Raw genomic sequence first — 20,362 nt, 5'->3', positions numbered from 1 at the left:
ACGCGCCGCATCATGACAGATACGACGGATACAGAGAAATCCGGCCGACCGCGCACCGTTCTATCGGTTGACGCGATGGGTGGGGATCGTGGGCCGGCAGCCGTGGTTGCCGGCATTTCTCGCTCTGCCGCCAAGAATCCGGATATCCACTTTATTCTTCACGGCCCCGAGGACGTGCTGAACAAGCTGGTCGCCAAGCGTAAGCCGCTAGCAGGTCGGTGCGAGGTTCGGCACGCTGAAGGCGTGGTCACCATGCACGAAAAGCCCAGCCACGTGATGCGTCACGGCAAGGGCACGTCGATGTGGTCCGCGATTGAGGCCGTGCGCAGTGGCGATGCCACCGTCTGTGTCTCCTGTGGCAACACCGGCGCGTTGATGGCGCTGTCGATGGTGCGCCTGCGCAAACTGCCGGGTGTGAACCGTCCGGCGATTGCCTGCCTCTGGCCCTCGCGCAACAAAAGCGGCTTTAACGTCATGCTGGACGTCGGTGCGGACATCCGCGCCGATGAAAACGATCTGCTGCAATATGCACTGATGGGGGCGTCTTATGCCCGCAACGGCATGGACCTGCCCCGCCCGCGCATTGGCCTGTTGAACGTCGGCACCGAAGAGCACAAGGGCCGAGCCGAGCTAAAAGCCGCGCATGACCTGATTGAGGCCGCCGCCGATCGCAACGATTTCGAATTCGTCGGATTTGTTGAGGGCGGCGATATCCCGTCCGACCGCGTGGACGTGATCGTGACCGATGGCTACACGGGCAACATCGCCCTGAAAACTGCCGAAGGCACCGCCAAACTGATCTCCGATCTGTTGAAATCCGCCTTTAAACACACGGTTTTGTCGCGGTTTGCGGCTGTTCTGGCCTATACCTCGCTGCGCCGTTTATCCAAACGCATTGATCCGCGCCGCGTGAATGGCGGTGTATTCCTTGGCCTGAACGGAACAGTTGTGAAATCACACGGCTCGGCCGATTCGACCGGTGTCTCGGCGGCGGTCAAACTGGCCTTTCAGTTGGCCGAGAGCGGATTTAGCGAAAGACTGGCCGCACGGGTTGCGTCTGCCAACTTGACACGTCAAGATGACCCTAAAGGTGTAGTCGAGGACGACCAAAGAACATGACAATCCGGGCAGTCGTACAGGGTGTCGGGCATTATTTGCCCGAGCGTGTCGTTCCGAATTCCGATCTGGAAAAAATCGTAGAAACGTCGGACGAATGGATCAAAAGCCGCTCTGGCATTGAACGTCGTCATTACGTGGCCGAGGGGGAATTCACCTCGGATCTGGCGACCAAGGCATTGCAACATGCGCTGGATGATGCGGGCCTGACGCCCGATGATCTGGATGCGATTGTCGTTGCCACCTCGACCCCCGACCTGACCTTTCCCTCTGCTGCGACCATGGTGCAGGACAAGATCGGCATGACGCGCGGTTTTGCCTTTGATGTACAGGCCGTGTGCGCCGGTTTCATCTATGCCCTGACGAACGCCAACGCGATGATCGTTTCCGGTCAGGCCAAGCGTGTTGCAGTGATCGGCGCAGAAACCTTTAGCCGCCTGATGAACTGGGAAGATCGCACCACCTGCGTTCTGTTCGGGGATGGCGCGGGCGCGCTGATCCTTGAGGCACAGGACGGCAATGGCGATGCGGCGGATCGTGGCGTTCTGGCGACCGATCTGAATTCCGACGGGCGGTATCGCGATCTGCTTTATGTGGACGGTGGTGTCTCGACCCATTCGACCGGCGTTCTGCGCATGCAGGGCAAAGAGGTCTTTCGCCACGCCGTTGAAAAGCTGGCCCAGACGGCGACCGATGCCTTGGCCAAGGCCGGTCTGGCCAATGAGGACGTCGATTGGATCGTCCCGCATCAGGCCAACCTGCGCATCATCAAGGGCACGGCCCAAAAGATGGGTGTGCCGATCGACAACGTGATCATCACTGTTCAGGACCACGGCAACACTTCGGCGGCGTCTATCCCGCTGGCCTTGTCGGTGGGTAAGCATGATGGCCGAATCAAACAGGGCGATGTCGTCGTGACCGAGGCCATCGGTGGCGGTTTGGCGTGGGGGTCGGTGGTTTTGCGCTGGTAACGGTGAAATCATCATCCAAATCCCGCACAAACTGTTGCGGACAACCCGTTGATATTGACTCGGAAAATCATTCCTTCATAGATTTCGAATGTAATCAGTACATCAGGGGGAAGGAATGACGAACAAAACACTTACACGCATGGACCTCAGCGAGGCCGTCTTTAACGAGGCGGGCCTGTCGCGCAATGAATGCGCAGCGTTGGTTGAATCGGTGCTGCAACATATGTCCGATGCGCTTGTAAGCGGTGAAACCGTCAAGATTTCATCCTTTGGCACCTTTAGCGTCCGCGACAAGGCCGCCCGCGTGGGCCGTAACCCCAAAACCGGCGAAGAGGTTCCGATCCATCCCCGCCGTGTGCTGACGTTCCGCCCCTCGCATCTGATGAAAGAGCGCGTGGCCGCAGGCAACAAATAACGATCCGGAAGGTTTTCCAGGATGGCAAAATCCAAAGACGCCTTTCGAACCATTCGCGAGGTGTCCGAATGGCTGGACACGCCGGCCCATGTGCTGCGCTTTTGGGAAAGCAAGTTCACGCAGGTGAAACCGGTCAAACGTGCCGGTGGGCGGCGGTATTATCGGCCTGCCGATATGTTGTTGCTGGGTGGCATCAAAAAGCTGCTGCATGATGACGGGATGACGATCCGCGGCGTTCAGAAAATGCTGCGCGAACAGGGCGTTAAACATGTCGCGGCCCTGTCGCAGGAATTGGACGGCGAGACGGTTGAGATCGTCGATATTCCCGCCGATCCCCTGCCAGACGAGGCCCCGATGGCGGTGGACGTTCCCACCCTGCCCGAGCCGGAACCGGAAACTTCGGCTGAGGCGGGTGAGGCCGATAATGTCGTGCCCATGACCCGCCGTGAACGCCGTTTGGCCAACAATCGCCGCCGCGTCGAAGAGAAACGAAAAGAGGACGAGCGTCAGGCCGATCTGTTCGGTGGGTTTGATCCCGAACCCGAGCCCGAGGTTGAGGAGCCTGAGGCGGTTCATGCGGCAGAAAAGGCCGAGGAAACCCCGCCCGAGCCTGATAATCCCGAGCCGGTCCAAACCGCCCCAGAGGAGACAGTCGAAGAATCGCCCGCGCCGGATGAGGTGAGCGATTCCGAGCCTGACGCCGAGACACCGGCAGAATCGCAAGACCTGCCCGCCGCACCGACCAATGAACCGGCCGTTTTGGGCGCAGATCTGCCCGAGGCGGACAAGGCCCTGTCGGAATACGTCGCGCGGGACACGGTGGCATCGGCCCTTATTTCGCGCTCTACACGGCGCGCGTTGGTCCGGAAACACCCTGAAAAACTGGTCGAAATCCTGCCACGTCTGACGGCCTTGGCCGAGCGGATGGGCGCCGAGACCAAGGGATGAAAAAAAGCGGGAATTCAGACTTGTACCCGCCGCAAGACATGCTATTACGCTGCACACGTCGGGCTATAGCGCAGCCTGGTAGCGCGTCCGTCTGGGGGACGGAAGGTCGCAGGTTCGAGTCCTGCTAGCCCGACCAACAACAAAACCGCCCGTGTCCCGTTCGGGGCCGGGCGGTTCTGCTATGAGGGGGTCGATATGAACGGAACCGGTGTTCTGCCAAGCCAACACATCCGCACGATGATTGCGGATGGGGTTTTGACCGGCGATCCCGCGATCATCCCCGAGCAAATCCAACCTGCATCACTTGACCTGCGTTTGGGCACCGTTGCCTATCGCGTACGGGCCTCGTTTTTGGCCGGTGCGGGTCGGACCGTGGCCGAGCGGTTGGAAGAATTCGAAATGCATCGGATCGACCTCACCGATGACGCGGTTCTGGAAAAGGGCTGTGTCTATGTGGTGCCGTTGATGGAGCACCTCGCCCTGCCCGCTGGCATCACCGCCGTCGCCAATGCCAAAAGCAGCACCGGTCGTCTGGACCTGCTGACCCGTACGATCACCGATGGCGGGGTCGAATTTGACCGGATCGCCGCGGGATATACCGGTCCCCTCTATGCCGAAATTTGCCCGCGTTCGTTTTCGGTCAAGGTCCGTCCGGGGATGCGGTTGAACCAGATCCGGTTCCGTCAGGGGCAATCGGTATTGGATGACGCTGAACTTGGCGCGCTGCACGCCGAGACGCCGCTGGTCAACGGCGGGCCTGCGGTGATTTCCGAGGGTCTGGGGTTCTCGGTCGATTTACGCCCTGAAGACGGGACACTGGTCGGATATCGTGCCAAGCCGCATACGGGCGTGATCGATCTGGACCTGATCGACCATTACGAGGCCGATCAATACTGGGAGCCGATCTATAGCCGTGATGGGCGCATCATCCTTGATCCCGGTGCGTTCTATATTCTGGTCAGCCGCGAGGCCGTGTGCATCCCGCCCGATTACGCCGCCGAAATGGCACCCTATCTGGCGATGGTGGGTGAGTTCCGGGTGCATTACGCAGGTTTTTTCGATCCGGGGTTCGGGCACGCGGATGCGGGCGGCGTCGGCGCGCGCGGTGTTCTGGAGGTGCGGTGTCATGAGGCGCCGTTCGTGTTAGAGCATGGCCAGATCGTGGGCCGGTTGGTGTACGAGCAGATGGCAGAGCGTCCCGAGCAGTTGTACGGGCGCGAGATCGCGTCGAACTATCAGGGTCAGGGTCTGAAACTGTCCAAGCATTTCAAGACGCCGGTCTGAGCCAACCGTCGGATTTACGAGTATTTTTGCCAAGATGAAGGGGCGCGGGATTTTCTTGCGCCCTTTGTTGTTGTCCTTGAAGCGGGCGGGATTTGTGCCTATATCTGAGGCGTTCCCGTATGGGGACTATGGCGATAAACGCGCCCGTAATAAGCGGATCGGACCCGGGGGCGGTACCCGGCGGCTCCACCAAACCTCCCACATTGGCGGGATAATGGGGCCGAAATAGGATCGACGGACGTCTAAAGGGGTTAGCTTTTGCTCGGTGAGGTACCACCGTTATCGGTCCATGCATGATAGTTGCCAATGACAACCGTGCTCCGGTCGCCGTTGCTGCGTAAGCAGTAACGAGACCGAAACTTTAAGCCCTGTCCTCTAGCAAGGCCAGGCGGGGTTCGCAGGTACCTGGCAACAGAAACCTGCATTTTCCAAAATTGTCGTATGTCTGTGTCCCGTGGTGGCGTATGTCCGTTTGAGAGCAACGGATGAGGTGTGACGTGGTGCCGTCTTGGGGTGAGATGTGGCGTGTGTTTGGCCGGATTGGCGTTCTGTCCTTTGGTGGGCCGGCGGCGCAGATCGGGGTGATGCATCGTGAGTTGGTTGAGGCGCGCCCGTGGTTGAGCGAGGCGGCGTTTTTGCGCGCGCTGAGCTTTTGCATGATGTTGCCGGGGCCCGAGGCGATGCAGTTGGCCACCTATGCCGGTTGGAGGATGCGGGGCGTTTGGGGCGGTGTTTTGGCGGGGGCGCTGTTCGTGGTTCCCGGGGCCGTGGTCATTTTGGCACTGGCGGCATGCTATGTTGCATGGGGCGATGTCCCTGCGGTCGAGGCCGTGTTTCAGGGCATCAAGGCGACCGTTGTTGTGATCGTTGTTCAGGCGTTGATCCGTTTGTTGCAAAAGGCCGTGCGGGGGCCGGTAGATGTCACGATCGCCTGTGCGTCCTTTGTGGCCTTGTTCGTGTTTGATCTGTCCTATCCGGTGTTGATTGCAGTTGTGGCCGGTTTGGGCGTGTTTGTTGGGCGACGGACCGTTGAACCGACGGCGGCGCAGGGTGGTGCGCCCTTGGGTCGGGCGGTTCTGGTCTTGGCGGTTCTTTGGGCCGTGCCGTTGGTCGCATTGGTCATGAGCGGCGGTGTGTTTGGCGATCTGGCCGCGTTCTTTTCCAAGCTGGCGGTGGTCAGTTTCGGCGGGGCCTATGCCGCCCTATCCTATATGACGCAGACGGTGGTGCAGGAACACGGCTGGATCACCACCGCGCAGATGGTGGATGCACTGGGTCTGGCGGAGACCACGCCGGGACCGTTGATCTTGGTGACCGAATTCATCGGCTTCCTCAGCGGGCATGGCGTTGGCGGGTTTTGGGCCGGAGTGGCGGGCGCGGTGATTGCCCTGTGGATGACGTTCATTCCCTGTTTTCTATGGGTTTTTGCGGGCGCGCCGTTCATTGATCGGTTGGGGCATATGCCGCGCCTGTCGGGGGCCTTGTCGGCGGTGACGGTGGGGATTGTCGGGGTGATTGCGAACCTGTCGGTCTGGTTTGCCCTGCATGTTCTGTTTGGCCAGATCGGATCGGTCGCCGTTTTCGGGGGTGCCTTGCCCCTGCCCGTCTTGGACAGTTTGGATGCGGTGGCGCTTGGTCTGGGCGTGGTGGCGGCGGTGTTGATGCTGGGTCTGAAGTGGTCGTTGTTGCGGGTGATGCCCTTGATTGGGGCGCTGTCCCTTGGGGTGTCGATGATCGGTTAGGGCCGTGCTATCGCCCCTTTCATATCTGGATGAATCGCCTATGCTGACGGCAAGCAAAGACACGAAGGGCACAGCATGTCGAACCGCATTGACTATGGAAATCTGATGCATGACGCGATGCGGGGTTTGATCCGCAAGGTCCTGACGGATGTGTCGGAAAATGGTCTGCCCGGCGCGCATCACTTTTTCATCTCGTTCGGCACCGAGCACCCCGAGGTGCAGATCGCCGATTGGCTGCGCGACCGCTATCCCGATGAGATGACGGTGGTTTTGCAGCACTGGTTCGAAAACCTCGACGTGGGCGAAGACGGGTTTGCCGTCACCCTGAATTTCGGCGATAGCCCCGAGCCCCTGTACATTCCCTATGACGCCATCCACACCTTTGTGGACCCGTCCGTTGAATTCGGCCTGCGCTTTGAGACGCAGGGCGAGATGGACGACGATGACGATCTGGATGATTACGACGATGATCTGGACGATCTGCCCGAGCATGAGGTCGTTGATATGGGCGACCGCGAGGAACGTGATCACAAAGCCAAGCCCAAGGGTGAAGCCGAAGTTGTCAGCCTGGATTCCTTCCGAAAATAGCGCTAACGGCGCGCGCAGGCGATTGCCACGACCCTTTCTCGACGATAAACGGCATACAACCGTATGCAGGAGTGAGTTATGACGCAGACCCGCACTGAAACCGACAGCTTTGGCCCGCTCGAAGTTCCCGCCGATAAATATTGGGGGGCACAGACCCAACGCTCGATCATGAACTTCCCTATTGGCTGGGAAAAACAGCCCGTCGCTATCGTGCGCGCGCTTGGCGTGATCAAACAGGCCTGTGCCGAAGCCAACCGCGACAACGGCAAGCTGGACGCGAAACTGGCCGATGCGATCATCCAAGCCGCATCCGAGGTGGTTGAGGGCAAGTTCGACGATAACTTCCCTCTGGTCGTGTGGCAGACCGGTTCGGGCACCCAGTCGAACATGAACAGCAACGAGGTCATCGCGAACCGCGCGATCGAAATTCTGGGTGGCGTGATCGGTTCCAAAGATCCGGTGCACCCCAACGATCACTGCAACATGGGTCAGTCCTCCAACGACACCTTTCCGACCGCCATGCACATCGCGACCGCAACCACCGCGCATGACGTTCTGCTGCCCGGTCTGGAAAAGCTGCACGCCGCGATGGCCAAAAAGGTCGAAGAGTTCGAGGGCATCATCAAGATCGGCCGCACCCACACGCAGGATGCGACGCCCCTGACCCTCAGCCAAGAATTCGGCGGCTATACCCATCAGATCGCGATGGGCATCAAGCGCGTCAAAACCGCGTTGAACAGCATCTATGAACTGGCCCAAGGCGGCACCGCCGTTGGCACCGGTCTGAACACGCCCGTCGGTTGGGGTGAAACCGTGGCCGCCAACATGGCGCGCATCACCGGCCTGCCCTTTGTCACCGCCCCGAACAAGTTCGAAGCGCTGGCCGCCCATGACGCCATGGTCGAAATGTCGGGTGCCCTGAAAACCGTTGCGGCCTCGCTGTTCAAGATCGCCAACGACATCCGTCTGCTGGGCTCGGGCCCGCGTTGTGGTCTGGGTGAGCTGATTCTGCCGGAAAATGAACCTGGTTCGTCGATCATGCCCGGCAAAGTGAACCCGACCCAATGTGAGGCCCTGACGCAGGTCTGTGCCCATGTAATGGGCAACGATGCGGCCGTCGGTTTTGCCGGTTCGCAAGGTCACTTTGAACTGAACGTGTATAAGCCGATGATGGCCTATAACGTTCTGCAGTCGATGCAGTTGCTGGGCGATGCGGCCTCGGCCTTTACCGACAACCTTGTGGACGGTCTGCAGGCCGATGAGGACCGGATCGAAAAGCTGATGCGTGAATCGCTGATGCTGGTGACGGCTCTGGCGCCGGAAATCGGCTATGACAACGCGACCAAAGTTGCCAAAACCGCGCATAAAAACAAAACGACCCTGAAAGAAGAGGCCATCGCGCTTGGCTTTGTGGACGAAGAAACGTTTGACCGCGTTGTGCGTCCCGAAAACATGGTCGGCCCCAAGTAATCATGGGCAAGGTCGTCAACCTGCGGCAGGCGCGCAAGGATCGCGCCCGCCAGGATAAGCGGGCCAAGGGCGACCAGAACGCGGCGAAGTTTGGCCAAACCGCCGTCGAAAAAGATCTGAACAGCGCGCGGGCCGACAAGGCCCGCCGCGATCTGGACGGCCACGCACTTCCCGAGACAGACACGGATCCTAAGGCATGAGCAGCCGACCGCAAAAACGGTCTGTCACCCTGCGCGGTCACCGCACCAGCGTCTCTTTGGAACCTGAATTCTGGACCGCCCTGCGCGACATCGCAGACGAAAAAGGCATGGCGATCAACGCGCTAACGGCTGAAATTGATGCCGAACGGGATTTGGATGCGGGCCTTGCCACGGCCATGCGTCTCTACATTTTGCGATACTATCAGGACCGCGCGCGGGGCTAGGCCGCCGCCGCCTCACCCGCCAGTTTCTGGATACGTTCGACCATGGCGCGCAGACCGTTGGACCGCTGTGCCGACAGGTGATCGTTCAGACCCAGCCGCCCCAGTTCCGCCGTCGCATCGGTAGCCAGAACATCGCGCACAGGTTGCTCGTTATACAGCGTGGCCAGAACCGCGATCAGACCGCGCACGATCATCGCATCGCTTTCACCACGGAATTTGAACGTCGCGTCGGGACCGGTGCCGTCAATCTCGGGCAACAGCCACACCTGTGACGCACAGCCGTCCACCTTGGTCGCGGGCACTTTGAACGCGTCTTCCAGCGGGTCCATCGCCTTGCCCATGTCGATCACGTGGCGATAGCGATCCTCCCAGTCGTCCAGAAATTCAAACGTGTCGACCAGATCTTCGAATTCTGCGTTGGCCATGGCTGCCCCCTTTACCTTCCCCTCTGAGTTAGGCGTTTGTTTTCCAAAGGTCCAGACCGACGAAGCGGGTTTTCAAGCGTCGCGGTTTCGGATACCCCTGTGGTGGAAATCGGGGACTGAAGATGATCAAAAACTTGCCTCTGTTGTTTGCCGCCGCTCTGACCCTGTCGGCCTGTGGTCTGGGCGACTCGCGCCTTAATCCGTTCAACTGGTTCGGTGGTGCCGAGGAAGAGGTGATTGAGGCCGCGCCGCCCGTGGACGGGATCGAGGATCCGCGCGGATTGGTCACGGCCCTGACAGATCTGACCGTTGATCGTGCGCCCGGTGGGGCGATCATCACCGCATATGCCCTGCCCCAGACCCAAGGCTATTGGGACACGGCCCTGATCGCCGAAAATGACGGTCGCCCCGTTGATGGTGTCCTGACCCTGCAGTTCCGCGCGACCCCGCCCTTTGATGCGCAACCGACCGGAACGGACCGCTCGCGCCAGATCACGGCGGTGATTTTCTTGTCTAATCAGGATCTGGAGTTCGTGCGCACGATTGAGGTCAAATCACAGACCAACATCCTGCGCGCCCGTCGCTAAACCAAAAACAACAAACGGCGCCGAAGGGCGCCGTTTTCAATTGGGTTATGGGCGAAACGCTTAGATCTCGACGACCTTGACCGTCTGTCCCTTAGCCTTCAGCGCCAGTTCGCCATTGCACAGACGCAGGGCGTCGTTGCCAAACACCTCGGCGCGCCAGCCCTTCAATGCCATCACATCGCGCTGCCCCGCCGCGATCTGGTCCAGATCGGAGGCCGTCGCGATCAGCTTTTGCGCCACGCCCTCATTCTCGGCCTTGGCCTTCAGCAGCACGCGCAACAGATCGGCCAGCGCGGGGTTCACCTGCAGTTTGGTGTTGGTCTGGCTGACCTTGGGATATTGGTCCTGCGGGGTTTCATTGGCGGCCTTGATCGCGCCCAGAATACCGTCGGCAATGTCGCCCTTACGCGCCTCGCGCAGCAACAGGCGCGAGCGTGACAGGTCCTGCGGCGATTGCGGGCGCGTGGACGCCAGTTCAAGCAACGCGTCATCCTTGAATACACGGTTGCGCGGGACATTGCGCGCCTGCGCGTATCCCTCACGGAAACGAGCCAGTTCGCGAACGGTGTTCAAGAACTTGCCGCTGTTGGTGCGGGTCTTGACGCGCTGCCACGCCTCGGACGGGCGCACGATATAGGTCTCGGGGTCGGTCAGAACACGCAGCTCTTCCTTGAGCCACTTGGACCGGCCGCTCTTTTCCAGCTCGGCATTCAGGAATTCATAGATCACCCGCAGATGCGTCACATCGGCCAAGGCATAGGTCTTTTGCGCATCGGTCAGCGGACGGCGCGACCAATCGGTAAAGCGGGAGGTCTTGTCCAACTGCGCCTTAGCGATCTTTTTGACCAGCGTCTCATAGCCGACCTGTTCACCAAACCCACAGACCATTGCGGCGACCTGTGTATCGAACAGAGGTTCGGGGAACACATCGCCCTCGACAAAGAAGATCTCCAGATCCTGACGCGCGGCGTGGAACACTTTGACCACATTCGTATCACGGAACAGATCACACAGCGGCGCCAAGGACATCCCATCGACCAGCGGATCAACCAAGACCGCCTCGCCATCACCGGGAAGGGCCAATTGGACCAAACACAGTTTCGCGTAATAGGTGCGTTCGCGCAGGAACTCGGTGTCGATGGTGACGTAGGGACCGGCTTTGGCGGCCTCGCAGAACTCGGCGAGTTCCTCAGTGGTTGTCAAAGTGCGCATTGTTGCGTGTTTTTCTTTTTTAAATGGCGAAATTGCCGCAGGATGTTTCATCCTCTCTAGGCAATTCCGTTACAAAAGAAAAGGTATCAGGGCAGATAAACCGGTGTCCGGTCGCCCTCTGCAAACCGGCGCAGCACAGCGGGATAGAGTTTATGCTCCATCGGCAGGACCCGCGCGGCCAATTGATCGGGCGTATCACCGGCCAGAACCGGCACACGCGCCTGACCCAAGATCGGCCCGTCGTCCAATTCCGCCGTCACCTCATGCACCGAACACCCGTGTTCGGCGTCGCCCGCCTCAATCGCGCGGGCGTGGGTGTGCAGGCCTTTGTATTTGGGCAAAAGCGACGGGTGGATGTTCAACATCCGACCCTGCCACGCGCGGGTGAATTCGGGCGTCAGAATGCGCATGAACCCCGCCAGACAGATGATGTCGGGGTTTGCGGCGCTCAGTTGCTGCATCAATGCCGCCTCGAACGCGGCGCGATCCTTGCCAAAGGGGCGGTGATCCACGACGGCGGTGTCCACACCCAGATCGGCGGCCTTTTGCAGGCCGCCGGCATCGGGGTTATTGGCCAGCACCAGTACAGGGCGCGCCGGATGATCACCGGTCATGCTCTGCACAAGGGTCACCATATTGGACCCCCCGCCGGAAATCAGGATCGCAACCCGTTTCACAGCAGCGAACCGGTATACGCCACGCCCTCACCCTTGGTGACGGTGCCCATCGTGTAAACGGTTTCGCCCAGACCGGTCAGGAGTTCGGCCAATGCCTCGGCGCGCTCTGCCTCAACCGACAGGATCATGCCCACGCCCGAGTTAAAGGTCTTGAGCAACTCGGCCTGTTCCATACCGGCGGTTTCGGCCAGCCAACGGAACACCGGCGGCAACTCCCATGCGGTCAGGTCGATGGTTGCGCCCAGACCTTCGGGCAGGACACGCGGCAGGTTCTCGGTCAGACCGCCGCCGGTGATATGGGCCAGCGCGTGCACGCCACCCTCTTTCACGGCCGCCAGCGCCTGTTTCACGTAGAGACGCGTGGGCGTCAGCAGGTTCGCGCCAAGCGTCTGTTCCGGTGCCCACGGACAATCCGCGTCCCAGCCCAGACCGGACAGTTCCACAACCTTACGCACCAGCGAATAGCCGTTCGAATGCACCCCGTCGGATGCCAGACCCAACAGGACGTCGCCCTCTGTCACACCCTTGGGCAGGTCGGTGCCACGCTCCATCGCGCCGACGGCAAAGCCAGCCAGATCGAAATCGCCGTCCTCATACATGCCGGGCATTTCGGCGGTTTCCCCACCGATCAAGGCACAGCCCGAGCGCACACAGCCCTCGGCGATGCCTTCGACCACTTTGGCGGCATGTTCAACGGCCAGACGACCGGTCGCGAAATAGTCGAGAAAGAACAGAGGTTCCGCGCCCTGACAGACCAGATCGTTCACGCACATCGCCACCAGATCGATGCCGACGCCGCCGACCTCACCCGTGTCAATGGCGATGCGCAACTTGGTGCCAACGCCATCGGTCGCGCCCACAAGGATCGGATCGCTGTACCCTGCGTCTTTGAGGTCAAACAGCGCGCCAAAGCCGCCCAGACCGGCCATCACGCCGCTGCGGTTTGTGCGCTTGGCCGCGGGTTTGATCCGCTCGACCAATTCGTTGCCTGCATCAATATCTACACCGGCATCTGCATAGGTCAGGCCGTTTTTGCCATTGCTCATGATCTGTCCCCCGTGGCTTTGGGGGTGCGATAGACGATTGTTGCGGCGCTGTCCACGCCCAAGCGGGACATTGGCGCGGATGGGGACCAAGTGCTTGACGGGACCGGCCCTTCTGGTACTGAGATTGGCAGGTCGGGCCTGTAGCTCAACGGTTAGAGCAGGGCGCTCATAACGCCTTGGTTGGGGGTTCGAATCCCTCCGGGCCTACCATTTTCGCACATCAATTAGGCACCGCGCCCAATCGGCGGGCATTTGACGGTGTTTTGCGCGGGCTGCGTGCGCCCTGCCCCGCTCTGCCTGTACATGTCACCACCACGCGAGCTAGCAGTTAGATAACGGCAATGATGTCGTGTCTCTTCTTGATATTTAACTGAGCAACGCCGCTCGACACGCCAATAAGATGGCATGTCAGCGGTTCTTTTTGCGTGCTTGGTGGTGAACTTGGGTCTTGAGCGATGAAAAACTTTCCGATGTTCCTGCGGATGGATGGGCGACGCGTTGTCATTTGTGGCGGCGGGATTGAGGCCGCGCGCAAGCTGCGCCTGATCCTCAAGACCGAGGCCGATATCACGATCGCCGCCCGCGATCTGGACCCCGAAATGGAGGGGATCGTCGCCTCGGGTCGTGCGCATCACCAACCGGTCGCGACGCCCTGTACCTTTATCGGCGCGGGTCTGGTGTTCATCGCGACGGGCGATGAGGCCGAGGAAAACCGCATCGCAGGCATGGCGCGCGCCGCCGGTGCCGTGGTGAACGTGGTCGACCGCCCCGACATGTGCGACGCGGTGACACCGTCCATCGTGGATCGCGATCCGGTCGTTGTTGCCATCGGGACCGAAGGCGCAGCCCCCGTTCTGGGTCGCCGCATCAAGACCGAAGTCGAAACGATGCTCTCCCCGCGTCTGGGCGGGTTTGCGGCCCTTGCCGGACGTCTGCGTGACAGTGTCGCCGCCCGCGTGAAACCCGCCGACCGCCGCTCGTTCTGGGAATGGGCGTTCAGCGGCCCCGCCTATCAGGCCCATGTGGACGGACGCGAACATGCCGCCGCCGAGATGCTCAAATCCGCGATTTCCGCCGGGTCCGCCCCCAAGGCCAAGGGGCACATCGCCCTTGTCGGCGCGGGGCCCGGCGCGCGCGATCTGCTGACCCTGCGCGCGGTGCAGCGCCTGCAACAGGCCGATGTGGTCTATTACGACCGTCTGGTGGACCCTGAGGTGCTGGAGCTGGCGCGGCGCGATTGTGACCGTGTGTTCGTCGGCAAAGAGGTCGGCGCGCACAGCTGGCCCCAAGACAAAATCGACCGCATTATCGTGGCCTCCGCCCAACAGGGTCTGCGCGTTGTACGTCTGAAATCGGGCGATCCGTCGGTCTTTGGCCGCGCGACCGAGGAATTGCAGGCCGCCCGCGCCGCAGGGATTGAGGTTGAAATCGTCCCCGGCATCACCGCCGCCTCGGCCGCCGCCGCCTCGATTTCTGCGCCCCTGACCGTGCGCGGCGAAACCGACACCCTGATCCTGTCGACCGGCACGACCCGTCCGGACGATGAGGCACCCGATCACCGCACCCTCGCCCGCCCCGGCACGACCATGGCGTTTTACATGGCCGTTGAACGTGCCGCGCGGGTTCAGGCCGATTTGTTGGCGGCAGGCACCCCCGCCGATTGCCCCGTCGACATCGTCGCCCATGCCAGCACAGCGCGGGAACAGCACGTGGAAACCACCCTTGCCAATCTAGCCGACGCGGTGACGTGCAACGACATCCACAGCCCCGCCATCCTGTTCGTGCGCTACCCCAAACATCTGGCCCCTACCCGCGCATTGCCCGTATCCGCCTGACGTCGGGTGACCTTTACGACCCCTTGTCATTGAACGGGGCGCGCGCCACCTTGGGATAAGGCAAGGGAGGCGCGCGATGGACCTGCGGATCAACGGACAAACCCATTCGGTGGATGTGCCGGATGACATGCCCCTGTTGTGGGTGCTGCGCGATGTGCTGAACCTGACGGGCACGAAATACGGCTGCGGCGTTGCGGCTTGTGGGGCCTGTACCGTCTGGATCGACGGGATCGCGACGCGGTCCTGTCAGGTGCCCGCCGCCGATGTCACCGGTCCCGTCACCACGATTGAGGCGCTTGGCGACACACCCGTCGGCGCTGCGGTTCAGGCCGCGTGGATCGACAAACAGGTCGCCCAATGCGGATATTGTCAGTCGGGGCAGATCATGCAGGCCGCCGATCTGTTGACCGCCACCCCCGCGCCCACGGATCAGGATATTGACGACGCGATGGGCGGGAACCTGTGCCGCTGTGGCACCTATGTCCGCATCCGCGCCGCGATCCATGCCGCCGCTAAGACCCTATCGGAGGACAAAGGATGAGTCGCCTCACCCGCCGCATTTTCCTGTTCGGATCTGCAACCATCGCGGGCGGCATTGCCTTTGGCGCGTATAAGGTCGCGACGCCCCACCCAAACCCGTTGGCGAACACCGTTCCTTCGGATGGCGTGACCTTCAACCCATGGATCATGATTGACCCGACCGGCGTCACCCTGATCACCGCCCACACCGACGTGGGTCAAGGCGTATCGTCGATGGAGGCGCTGTTGCTGGCCGAGGAACTGGACCTAGCGCCCGACGGGTTCGAAACCCGTTTTGCCGCGCCGGATGCGGCCTATTTCAACACCGCGCTGGCGGCCGAGGCCGTGCCATTCATGCCCACCGACATGGGCCGCACCGCCGAAACCATGCGCGCGGTTGCGGGGGCGGCGGTGAAACTGATCGGGTTGCAATTGACCGGCGGGTCGTCCGCCGTGCCCGACAGTTTCGACAAGCTGCGTCAGGCCGGCGCGATGGCGCGTGAAACCCTGCGCGCGGCGGCGTCCAAACACACGGGCGTTGCGGTGGCGTACCTGCGTACCGAAAACGGCGCGGTGATCCTGCCCGACGGGACGCGCATCCCCTACCCCGATCTGGCCGCGACTGCCGCCACGACCACGCCTGTGAACGACGTTCGGCTGCGCGATCCGTCCGAGTGGCGTTTGATCGGAAAACCCGTCCCGCGCAGCGACATCCCCGCGAAATCCACGGGGCAACAGTCCTACGGGATCGACCTGCGCCTGCCCGGAATGGTGTTTGCCAGCGTCCGGTTGAACCCCGCCAAGGGCGGGGCGCTGAACGATTTTGACGCAACGGGCGCGCGCGGCATGAACGGAGTTCAGGCCGTTGTACCAGTCACCGGCGGGATCGCCGCCGTCGCCGACACCACATGGGCGGCCATTCAGGCCGTGAACGCCGTCGACTGTGATTGGGCACCCGCCGATTATCCGCCGGAACAAGACGCGCACTGGGACGCTCTGGCCGCGTCATTTTCCGAGGATAATTTAGATAAGGTCTGGCGCGAGGATGGCGAGGTGGACGCCGCGCGGCCCCACGATGCCGTGGTGGTTGAGGCCGAATATCGCGCGCCCTATGTGGCGCATCAGCCGCTGGAGCCGCTCAACGCAACCGCCCTTGTGACCGAGGACGGGGCCGAGATCTGGACCGCGCACCAGATCCCGCAATTCGCCGTCCGTCTGGCGGCTAAGGCCATCGGAATGGAGCCCGACCAGATCACATTCCACCAACAATTCGCGGGCGGTAGTTTTGGCCACAGGCTGGAGTTTGAGCACGTCGTCCGCGCGGTCGAAATCGCCAATCAGATGCGCGGCACGCCCGTTCAGATGTGCCTGTCCCGCGAAGAGGACTTTGCGCAGGATTTCCCCCGTCAGATCTCGATGGGCCGAATGCGCGCGTGGTCATTTGGCGACCGCGTGGATCACCTTGAAATCGACATCGCCTCGCCCTCTGTCACACGCTCACAAATGGGGCGAATGGGGGCGCCCGTTGCGGGACCGGATCTGCAAATTGCCGCCGGTGTCTGGAATATGACCTATGATATCGGGCGGTTGCGCGTGCGGGGATATCAAACGCCCGGCCTTTCGCCGGTGTCGTCTTGGCGGTCCGTTGGTGCGTCCAGTGCGGGCTTCTTTGCCGAGGGTTTTATGGATGAAATCCTGCACGCCATCGACGCCGACCCGATGGCCGCGCGCATCGACATGTGCAAGGTCGATTATCACCGCAAGGTGCTAGAGGCCGCCGCCGAAATGTCCGATTGGACCCGCCCGCGCCCCGCCGGAACCGGTCTTGGCGTTGCCTTTGTCGAGAGCTTTGGCGTGCCCGTCGCTGAAGTGGTTGAGGTCACCGATACGGCCGATGGCATTCGCATCACCAATGTGTGGGTCGCGGCGGATGTGGGCCGCGTGGTCGATCCGCTGAACTTTGAGAACATCGTTCAGGGCGGCGTGATCTGGGGGCTTGGCCACGCGATGAACAGCCAGATCACCTATGCGGGTGGCGCCGCAGAACAGGTCAATTTCTGGGACGCCGAGGGGATGCGCATCCATCAAGCCCCCGAAATTCATGTGCGGGGATTAGAAAACGCGCCGAAAATCCGCGGCATTGGTGAGCCGCCCGTGCCCCCCGCTGCGCCCGCGCTGGCCAATGCGATCTTCGCGGCCACGGGGCAACGGTTGCGGGAGATGCCGTTCGACAAGTTCGTCACATTCGCCTGAACTCACTCAGGAAAATGGCAGGCCGCGCCATGTACGGCCTCGTCCAGCTCGGGTCGAGTTCGGCGGCACACATCCGTCGCTTTCCAACACCGCGGCGCAAAGGCACAGCCCGACGGTACGTTCAACGGTGAGGGCAATTCGCCCTGCAGCTTGATCCGTTGATGATCCGCATCACGCGGCGTGACCGAGGGCGTCGCGGACAACAGGGCCTTGGTATAGGGATGGCGCGGATGGGCAAACACGTCATCGCGTGAACCCTGTTCAACGGCGCGTCCTAGGTACATGACGATCACCTGATCGGCGACGTGGCGCACCACGGACAGGTCATGCGAGATGAACACATAGGCAAGGTTCAGACGCTCTTGCAGGTCCATCAACAGGTTCAAAACCTGCGACTGGATCGACAGGTCCAACGCCGAGACCGGTTCGTCCAACACAACCACACGCGGGTTCAGCATCAGGGCGCGGGCAATCGCGATCCGCTGACGCTGACCACCCGAGAACATATGCGGGAAACGGTCGTAATGTTCGGGGCGCAAGCCGACCAGTTCCATCATCTCGCGCGCTTTGGCCTGACGGTCGGACGCGGTCATGTCGGGGCGGTTGATGCGCAACGGCTCCTCAAGGATCGTGCCCACGCGATGGCGCAGGTTAAGCGATCCATAGGGGTCCTGAAACACGATCTGAACCGTGCTGCGCAGGTCGGCCCATTTGTCGGGCGTCACCGCCTGTCCGTCGAGGGTCAGGGTCCCGCCGGTCGGTTCCTCAATCATGGTGATCAAGCGGGCGAGCGAGGATTTCCCACAGCCCGATTCCCCCACAATCGCCAAGGTTTCACCCGGGCGCACGGCGAATGATACATCCGACACCGCGCGCACCAGTTTCGGCGCGGAAAACAGGCCCCCGCCGACGGGGTATTGGATCGACAGCGCCTGCGCCTCTACCAACGGATCAATCATGGCTCACCTCGGAGAGTTGTTGGCGCGGTTCGCCCGCGTCGCTCAGGGGGTAGAAACAGCGCGCGAACCCCTGTGCAGCGTCGGTCACAGGGGGCACTGCATCACGGCATTGCGCCGTCGCATGGGCGCAGCGGGGCGAAAACAGGCACCCCTTTGGCCGGTCGAACTGTCCCGGTACAACGCCCGGAATGGTTGGCAAACGACGTCCGCGCGCGCGCTCGGGAAGTGCCGCCAACAGGGCCTGCGTATAGGGATGGCGCGGCGTTTCAAAAAGGCCCAGAACCGGCTGTTCCTCAACCTTTTGACCGGCGTATTGCACCTGAACCCGATGGGCGTTTTCCGCGACCACGCCCATGTCGTGAGTGATCAGGATCAGACCCAAATCGGTCTGCGCCTGCAGATCGCGCAGCAGGTCCAAAATCTGCGCCTGAATGGTGACGTCCAGCGCGGTTGTAGGTTCGTCCGCGATCAACAGACGCGGGTTACAGGCCAGCGCCATGGCGATCATCACGCGTTGCGACATCCCGCCAGACAGTTGGAACGGAAACACGCGCAACCGCGCCTCGGGGTCGGGAATGCCGACCAAATCCATCAACTCGATGGCACGGCGATGACGCGTAGCGCGGTCCATGCCCATGTGTAGGCGCAGGGCCTCTTTGATCTGGAAACCGACGGTGAAACAGGGGTTTAGGGACGACATCGGCTCTTGAAAGATCATCGCGATATCGCGCCCGATCACACGGCGCCGGTCCTTGGGCGTCAGTGTGCGCAGGTCGGTGCCGTCAAACGACATCTCGTCCGCCGTAATGGTCGCGGTCCACGGCAACAGGCCCATCATGGCCAGCATGGACACGGATTTTCCCGAGCCGGATTCGCCCACAATGGCCAAGACATCGCCCTGATCGACGGTCACATCGACCCCGTCCACGGCGCGGAATTGGCCGCCGCTGGTCTGGAAATCGACGCTTAGGTTGCGGATGTTCAACAGGGACATGATCAGCTCCGCTTTAGTTTGGGGTCAAGCGCGTCGCGCAAACCGTCGCCCATCAGGTTGATGGCCAGAACCGTGATCAGGATCGCCAAACCGGGGAAGGTCACGACCCACCATGCGCGCAGGATGAACTCGCGGCTTTCGGCCAACATGGTGCCCCATTCGGGCGTTGGCGGTTGCGCCCCCATCCCCAGAAACCCGAGCGCAGCCACGTCCAAAATCGCGTTCGAAAACGACAGGGCCGCTTGAACGATGATCGGAGCCAGACAGTTCGGCAGGACAGTGATGAACATCATACGCGCGCGCCCTGCCCCCGCCACACGGGCCGAGGTGACGTAGTCCTTGGACCGCTCGGTCAGGACGGCGGCGCGGGTCAGACGCACATAGTGGGGCTGCAAAACGATCGCGATGGCCAGCATCGCGTTCCACAGGGACGGCCCCAAAACCGCCACCAGAACCAGTGCCAGCAACAGTGACGGAAAGGACAGGATGATGTCCATGATCCGCATGATCAGCGTATCAAGCCAGCGCGGCGCGAACCCCGCGACAAGGCCGATCACGATCCCGCCGGTGGCTGCAACGACCACGACGACAATCCCGACAAAGAAGGAATAGCGCGCCCCGTGCAACAGCCGCGACAGGATATCCCGCCCCAGCGGATCGGTCCCGAGGATATGCGGCCACGTCCCGCCGTCCTGCCATAGGGGCGGCAACAGCGTGGCATCGCGGTTCTGGGCAATCGGATCAAAGGGTGCAATCACGTCGGCCAGAACGGCCAGCGCGACAAAGATCGCGAACACCCACAGGCCGATCACGGCCCCACGGTTTTCACGGAAATAGAACCAGAATTCGGCAAGGCGGCTGGGGCGTTCGGGGGTGGTGGATACGGTATCGCTCATC

21 protein-coding genes, 2 tRNA genes and 1 other RNA gene are annotated in these 20,362 nt (G+C 61.6%); 17 read left to right on the top strand and 7 right to left on the bottom strand.

Features of this window, described 5'->3' with window-relative positions:
* Positions 1 to 12: 12 nt before the first annotated feature.
* The 12 genes from plsX (at position 13) to R1W00_RS07690 (ending at position 8,958) form a co-directional block, all read left to right on the top strand.
* Positions 13 to 1,119 carry a phosphate acyltransferase PlsX gene (plsX, locus tag R1W00_RS07745; protein ID WP_317262153.1) on the top strand — a complete coding sequence of 369 codons (1,107 nt, stop codon included), beginning with the start codon at positions 13 to 15 and terminating at the stop codon, positions 1,117 to 1,119.
* On the top strand, positions 1,116 to 2,087 hold the full coding sequence (locus R1W00_RS07740) for a beta-ketoacyl-ACP synthase III (RefSeq protein ID WP_317262152.1): 972 nt from the start codon (positions 1,116 to 1,118) through the stop codon (positions 2,085 to 2,087). Before plsX ends, R1W00_RS07740 begins: the two co-directional genes overlap by 4 nt.
* 115 nt (positions 2,088 to 2,202) lie before the next feature.
* On the top strand, positions 2,203 to 2,502 hold the full coding sequence (gene ihfA / locus R1W00_RS07735; protein WP_317262151.1) for an integration host factor subunit alpha: 300 nt from the start codon (positions 2,203 to 2,205) through the stop codon (positions 2,500 to 2,502).
* Positions 2,503 to 2,523: 21 nt separating this feature from the next.
* Positions 2,524 to 3,450: a MerR family transcriptional regulator gene (locus R1W00_RS07730; protein ID WP_317262150.1), complete on the top strand. Its 927-nt coding sequence runs from the start codon at positions 2,524 to 2,526 to the stop codon at positions 3,448 to 3,450.
* Positions 3,451 to 3,509: 59 nt separating this feature from the next.
* Positions 3,510 to 3,586 (top strand) — tRNA-Pro (locus R1W00_RS07725).
* Between the two features lie 59 nt (positions 3,587 to 3,645).
* The gene (locus tag R1W00_RS07720; protein ID WP_317262149.1) at positions 3,646 to 4,734 is read left to right on the top strand and encodes a 2'-deoxycytidine 5'-triphosphate deaminase; all 1,089 of its coding nucleotides are present in this window, start codon (positions 3,646 to 3,648) and stop codon (positions 4,732 to 4,734) included.
* A 72-nt stretch (positions 4,735 to 4,806) separates the two neighbouring features.
* Positions 4,807 to 5,160: a transfer-messenger RNA gene (gene ssrA, locus R1W00_RS07715) on the top strand.
* Between the two features lie 59 nt (positions 5,161 to 5,219).
* On the top strand, positions 5,220 to 6,476 hold the full coding sequence (chrA, locus tag R1W00_RS07710) for a chromate efflux transporter (protein ID WP_317262148.1): 1,257 nt from the start codon (positions 5,220 to 5,222) through the stop codon (positions 6,474 to 6,476).
* Between the two features lie 75 nt (positions 6,477 to 6,551).
* Positions 6,552 to 7,064, top strand: coding sequence for an SspB family protein (locus R1W00_RS07705; RefSeq protein ID WP_317262147.1), 513 nt, complete (start codon positions 6,552 to 6,554; stop codon positions 7,062 to 7,064).
* Between the two features lie 78 nt (positions 7,065 to 7,142).
* Positions 7,143 to 8,534 (top strand): class II fumarate hydratase, encoded by a 1,392-nt coding sequence (gene fumC, locus R1W00_RS07700; RefSeq protein ID WP_317262146.1) that lies wholly within the window; start codon positions 7,143 to 7,145, stop codon positions 8,532 to 8,534.
* A gap of 2 nt (positions 8,535 to 8,536) precedes the next feature.
* Positions 8,537 to 8,734: a DUF4169 family protein gene (locus R1W00_RS07695; protein WP_317262145.1), complete on the top strand. Its 198-nt coding sequence runs from the start codon at positions 8,537 to 8,539 to the stop codon at positions 8,732 to 8,734.
* A complete protein-coding gene (locus R1W00_RS07690) occupies positions 8,731 to 8,958 on the top strand; it encodes a ribbon-helix-helix domain-containing protein (protein WP_317262144.1) in 228 nt (75 codons plus the stop codon). The genes R1W00_RS07695 and R1W00_RS07690 overlap by 4 nt, the downstream gene beginning before the upstream one ends.
* Here the strand turns inward: R1W00_RS07690 and R1W00_RS07685 are convergent.
* A complete protein-coding gene (locus R1W00_RS07685; RefSeq protein ID WP_317262143.1) occupies positions 8,955 to 9,383 on the bottom strand; it encodes a SufE family protein in 429 nt (142 codons plus the stop codon). The two genes, R1W00_RS07690 and R1W00_RS07685, sit on opposite strands and share 4 nt — an antisense overlap.
* Before the next feature lie 122 nt (positions 9,384 to 9,505).
* On the opposite strand from R1W00_RS07685, the gene R1W00_RS07680 reads away from it, so the two are divergent.
* Positions 9,506 to 9,970: a hypothetical protein gene (locus R1W00_RS07680; protein WP_317262142.1), complete on the top strand. Its 465-nt coding sequence runs from the start codon at positions 9,506 to 9,508 to the stop codon at positions 9,968 to 9,970.
* 60 nt (positions 9,971 to 10,030) lie between these two features.
* Here the strand turns inward: R1W00_RS07680 and rnd are convergent, their stop codons facing one another.
* The 3 genes from rnd to purM form a co-directional block, all read right to left on the bottom strand.
* A complete protein-coding gene (gene rnd / locus R1W00_RS07675) occupies positions 10,031 to 11,182 on the bottom strand; it encodes a ribonuclease D (RefSeq protein ID WP_317262141.1) in 1,152 nt (383 codons plus the stop codon).
* An 86-nt stretch (positions 11,183 to 11,268) separates the two neighbouring features.
* Positions 11,269 to 11,859, bottom strand: a complete 591-nt coding sequence (gene purN / locus R1W00_RS07670) for a phosphoribosylglycinamide formyltransferase (RefSeq protein ID WP_317262140.1) — start codon at positions 11,857 to 11,859, stop codon at positions 11,269 to 11,271.
* Complete coding sequence (gene purM, locus R1W00_RS07665; RefSeq protein WP_317262139.1) at positions 11,856 to 12,905, bottom strand: phosphoribosylformylglycinamidine cyclo-ligase; 1,050 nt, start codon at positions 12,903 to 12,905, stop codon at positions 11,856 to 11,858. The genes purN and purM overlap by 4 nt, the downstream gene beginning before the upstream one ends.
* Positions 12,906 to 13,039: 134 nt before the next feature.
* On the opposite strand from purM, the gene R1W00_RS07660 reads away from it, so the two are divergent.
* From R1W00_RS07660 to R1W00_RS07645, 4 genes are all read left to right on the top strand, one after another.
* A tRNA-Ile gene (locus R1W00_RS07660) sits at positions 13,040 to 13,115 on the top strand.
* A 245-nt stretch (positions 13,116 to 13,360) separates the two neighbouring features.
* On the top strand, positions 13,361 to 14,740 hold the full coding sequence (gene cysG, locus R1W00_RS07655; protein WP_317262138.1) for a siroheme synthase CysG: 1,380 nt from the start codon (positions 13,361 to 13,363) through the stop codon (positions 14,738 to 14,740).
* Between the two features lie 76 nt (positions 14,741 to 14,816).
* Complete coding sequence (locus R1W00_RS07650; protein WP_317262137.1) at positions 14,817 to 15,281, top strand: (2Fe-2S)-binding protein; 465 nt, start codon at positions 14,817 to 14,819, stop codon at positions 15,279 to 15,281.
* Positions 15,278 to 17,512, top strand: a complete 2,235-nt coding sequence (locus R1W00_RS07645) for a xanthine dehydrogenase family protein molybdopterin-binding subunit (RefSeq protein WP_317262136.1) — start codon at positions 15,278 to 15,280, stop codon at positions 17,510 to 17,512. The genes R1W00_RS07650 and R1W00_RS07645 overlap by 4 nt, the downstream gene beginning before the upstream one ends.
* A 2-nt stretch (positions 17,513 to 17,514) precedes the next feature.
* On the opposite strand, the gene R1W00_RS07640 is transcribed toward R1W00_RS07645, so the two are convergent.
* The 3 genes from R1W00_RS07640 to R1W00_RS07630 are packed head-to-tail and all read right to left on the bottom strand — an operon-like array spanning position 17,515 to position 20,361.
* Positions 17,515 to 18,471 (bottom strand): dipeptide ABC transporter ATP-binding protein, encoded by a 957-nt coding sequence (locus R1W00_RS07640; RefSeq protein WP_317262135.1) that lies wholly within the window; start codon positions 18,469 to 18,471, stop codon positions 17,515 to 17,517.
* Positions 18,464 to 19,465 (bottom strand): ABC transporter ATP-binding protein, encoded by a 1,002-nt coding sequence (locus R1W00_RS07635; RefSeq protein ID WP_317262134.1) that lies wholly within the window; start codon positions 19,463 to 19,465, stop codon positions 18,464 to 18,466. Before R1W00_RS07635 ends, R1W00_RS07640 begins: the two co-directional genes overlap by 8 nt.
* Positions 19,466 to 19,467: 2 nt before the next feature.
* On the bottom strand, positions 19,468 to 20,361 hold the full coding sequence (locus R1W00_RS07630; RefSeq protein ID WP_317262133.1) for an ABC transporter permease subunit: 894 nt from the start codon (positions 20,359 to 20,361) through the stop codon (positions 19,468 to 19,470).
* Position 20,362: the final 1 nt, after the last annotated feature.

Source organism: Rhodovulum sp. FJ3 (genome assembly GCF_032918305.1).
GTDB lineage: Bacteria > Pseudomonadota > Alphaproteobacteria > Rhodobacterales > Rhodobacteraceae > SAT37.
This window is presented reverse-complemented; position numbering and strand designations above follow the sequence as displayed.

Bases quoted from the DNA above. Each gene is read 5' to 3' on its own strand.
- plsX (WP_317262153.1), top strand. From the start codon at position 13: ATGACAGATACGACGGATACAGAGAAATCCGGCCGACCGCGCACCGTT.
- R1W00_RS07740 (WP_317262152.1), top strand. From the start codon at position 1,116: ATGACAATCCGGGCAGTCGTACAGGGTGTCGGGCATTATTTGCCCGAG.
- ihfA (WP_317262151.1), top strand. From the start codon at position 2,203: ATGACGAACAAAACACTTACACGCATGGACCTCAGCGAGGCCGTCTTT.
- R1W00_RS07730 (WP_317262150.1), top strand. From the start codon at position 2,524: ATGGCAAAATCCAAAGACGCCTTTCGAACCATTCGCGAGGTGTCCGAA.
- R1W00_RS07720 (WP_317262149.1), top strand. From the start codon at position 3,646: ATGAACGGAACCGGTGTTCTGCCAAGCCAACACATCCGCACGATGATT.
- chrA (WP_317262148.1), top strand. From the start codon at position 5,220: ATGAGGTGTGACGTGGTGCCGTCTTGGGGTGAGATGTGGCGTGTGTTT.
- R1W00_RS07705 (WP_317262147.1), top strand. From the start codon at position 6,552: ATGTCGAACCGCATTGACTATGGAAATCTGATGCATGACGCGATGCGG.
- fumC (WP_317262146.1), top strand. From the start codon at position 7,143: ATGACGCAGACCCGCACTGAAACCGACAGCTTTGGCCCGCTCGAAGTT.
- R1W00_RS07695 (WP_317262145.1), top strand. From the start codon at position 8,537: ATGGGCAAGGTCGTCAACCTGCGGCAGGCGCGCAAGGATCGCGCCCGC.
- R1W00_RS07690 (WP_317262144.1), top strand. From the start codon at position 8,731: ATGAGCAGCCGACCGCAAAAACGGTCTGTCACCCTGCGCGGTCACCGC.
- R1W00_RS07685 (WP_317262143.1), bottom strand. From the start codon at position 9,383: ATGGCCAACGCAGAATTCGAAGATCTGGTCGACACGTTTGAATTTCTG.
- R1W00_RS07680 (WP_317262142.1), top strand. From the start codon at position 9,506: ATGATCAAAAACTTGCCTCTGTTGTTTGCCGCCGCTCTGACCCTGTCG.
- rnd (WP_317262141.1), bottom strand. From the start codon at position 11,182: ATGCGCACTTTGACAACCACTGAGGAACTCGCCGAGTTCTGCGAGGCC.
- purM (WP_317262139.1), bottom strand. From the start codon at position 12,905: ATGAGCAATGGCAAAAACGGCCTGACCTATGCAGATGCCGGTGTAGAT.
- cysG (WP_317262138.1), top strand. From the start codon at position 13,361: ATGAAAAACTTTCCGATGTTCCTGCGGATGGATGGGCGACGCGTTGTC.
- R1W00_RS07650 (WP_317262137.1), top strand. From the start codon at position 14,817: ATGGACCTGCGGATCAACGGACAAACCCATTCGGTGGATGTGCCGGAT.
- R1W00_RS07645 (WP_317262136.1), top strand. From the start codon at position 15,278: ATGAGTCGCCTCACCCGCCGCATTTTCCTGTTCGGATCTGCAACCATC.
- R1W00_RS07640 (WP_317262135.1), bottom strand. From the start codon at position 18,471: ATGATTGATCCGTTGGTAGAGGCGCAGGCGCTGTCGATCCAATACCCC.
- R1W00_RS07635 (WP_317262134.1), bottom strand. From the start codon at position 19,465: ATGTCCCTGTTGAACATCCGCAACCTAAGCGTCGATTTCCAGACCAGC.
- R1W00_RS07630 (WP_317262133.1), bottom strand. From the start codon at position 20,361: ATGAGCGATACCGTATCCACCACCCCCGAACGCCCCAGCCGCCTTGCC.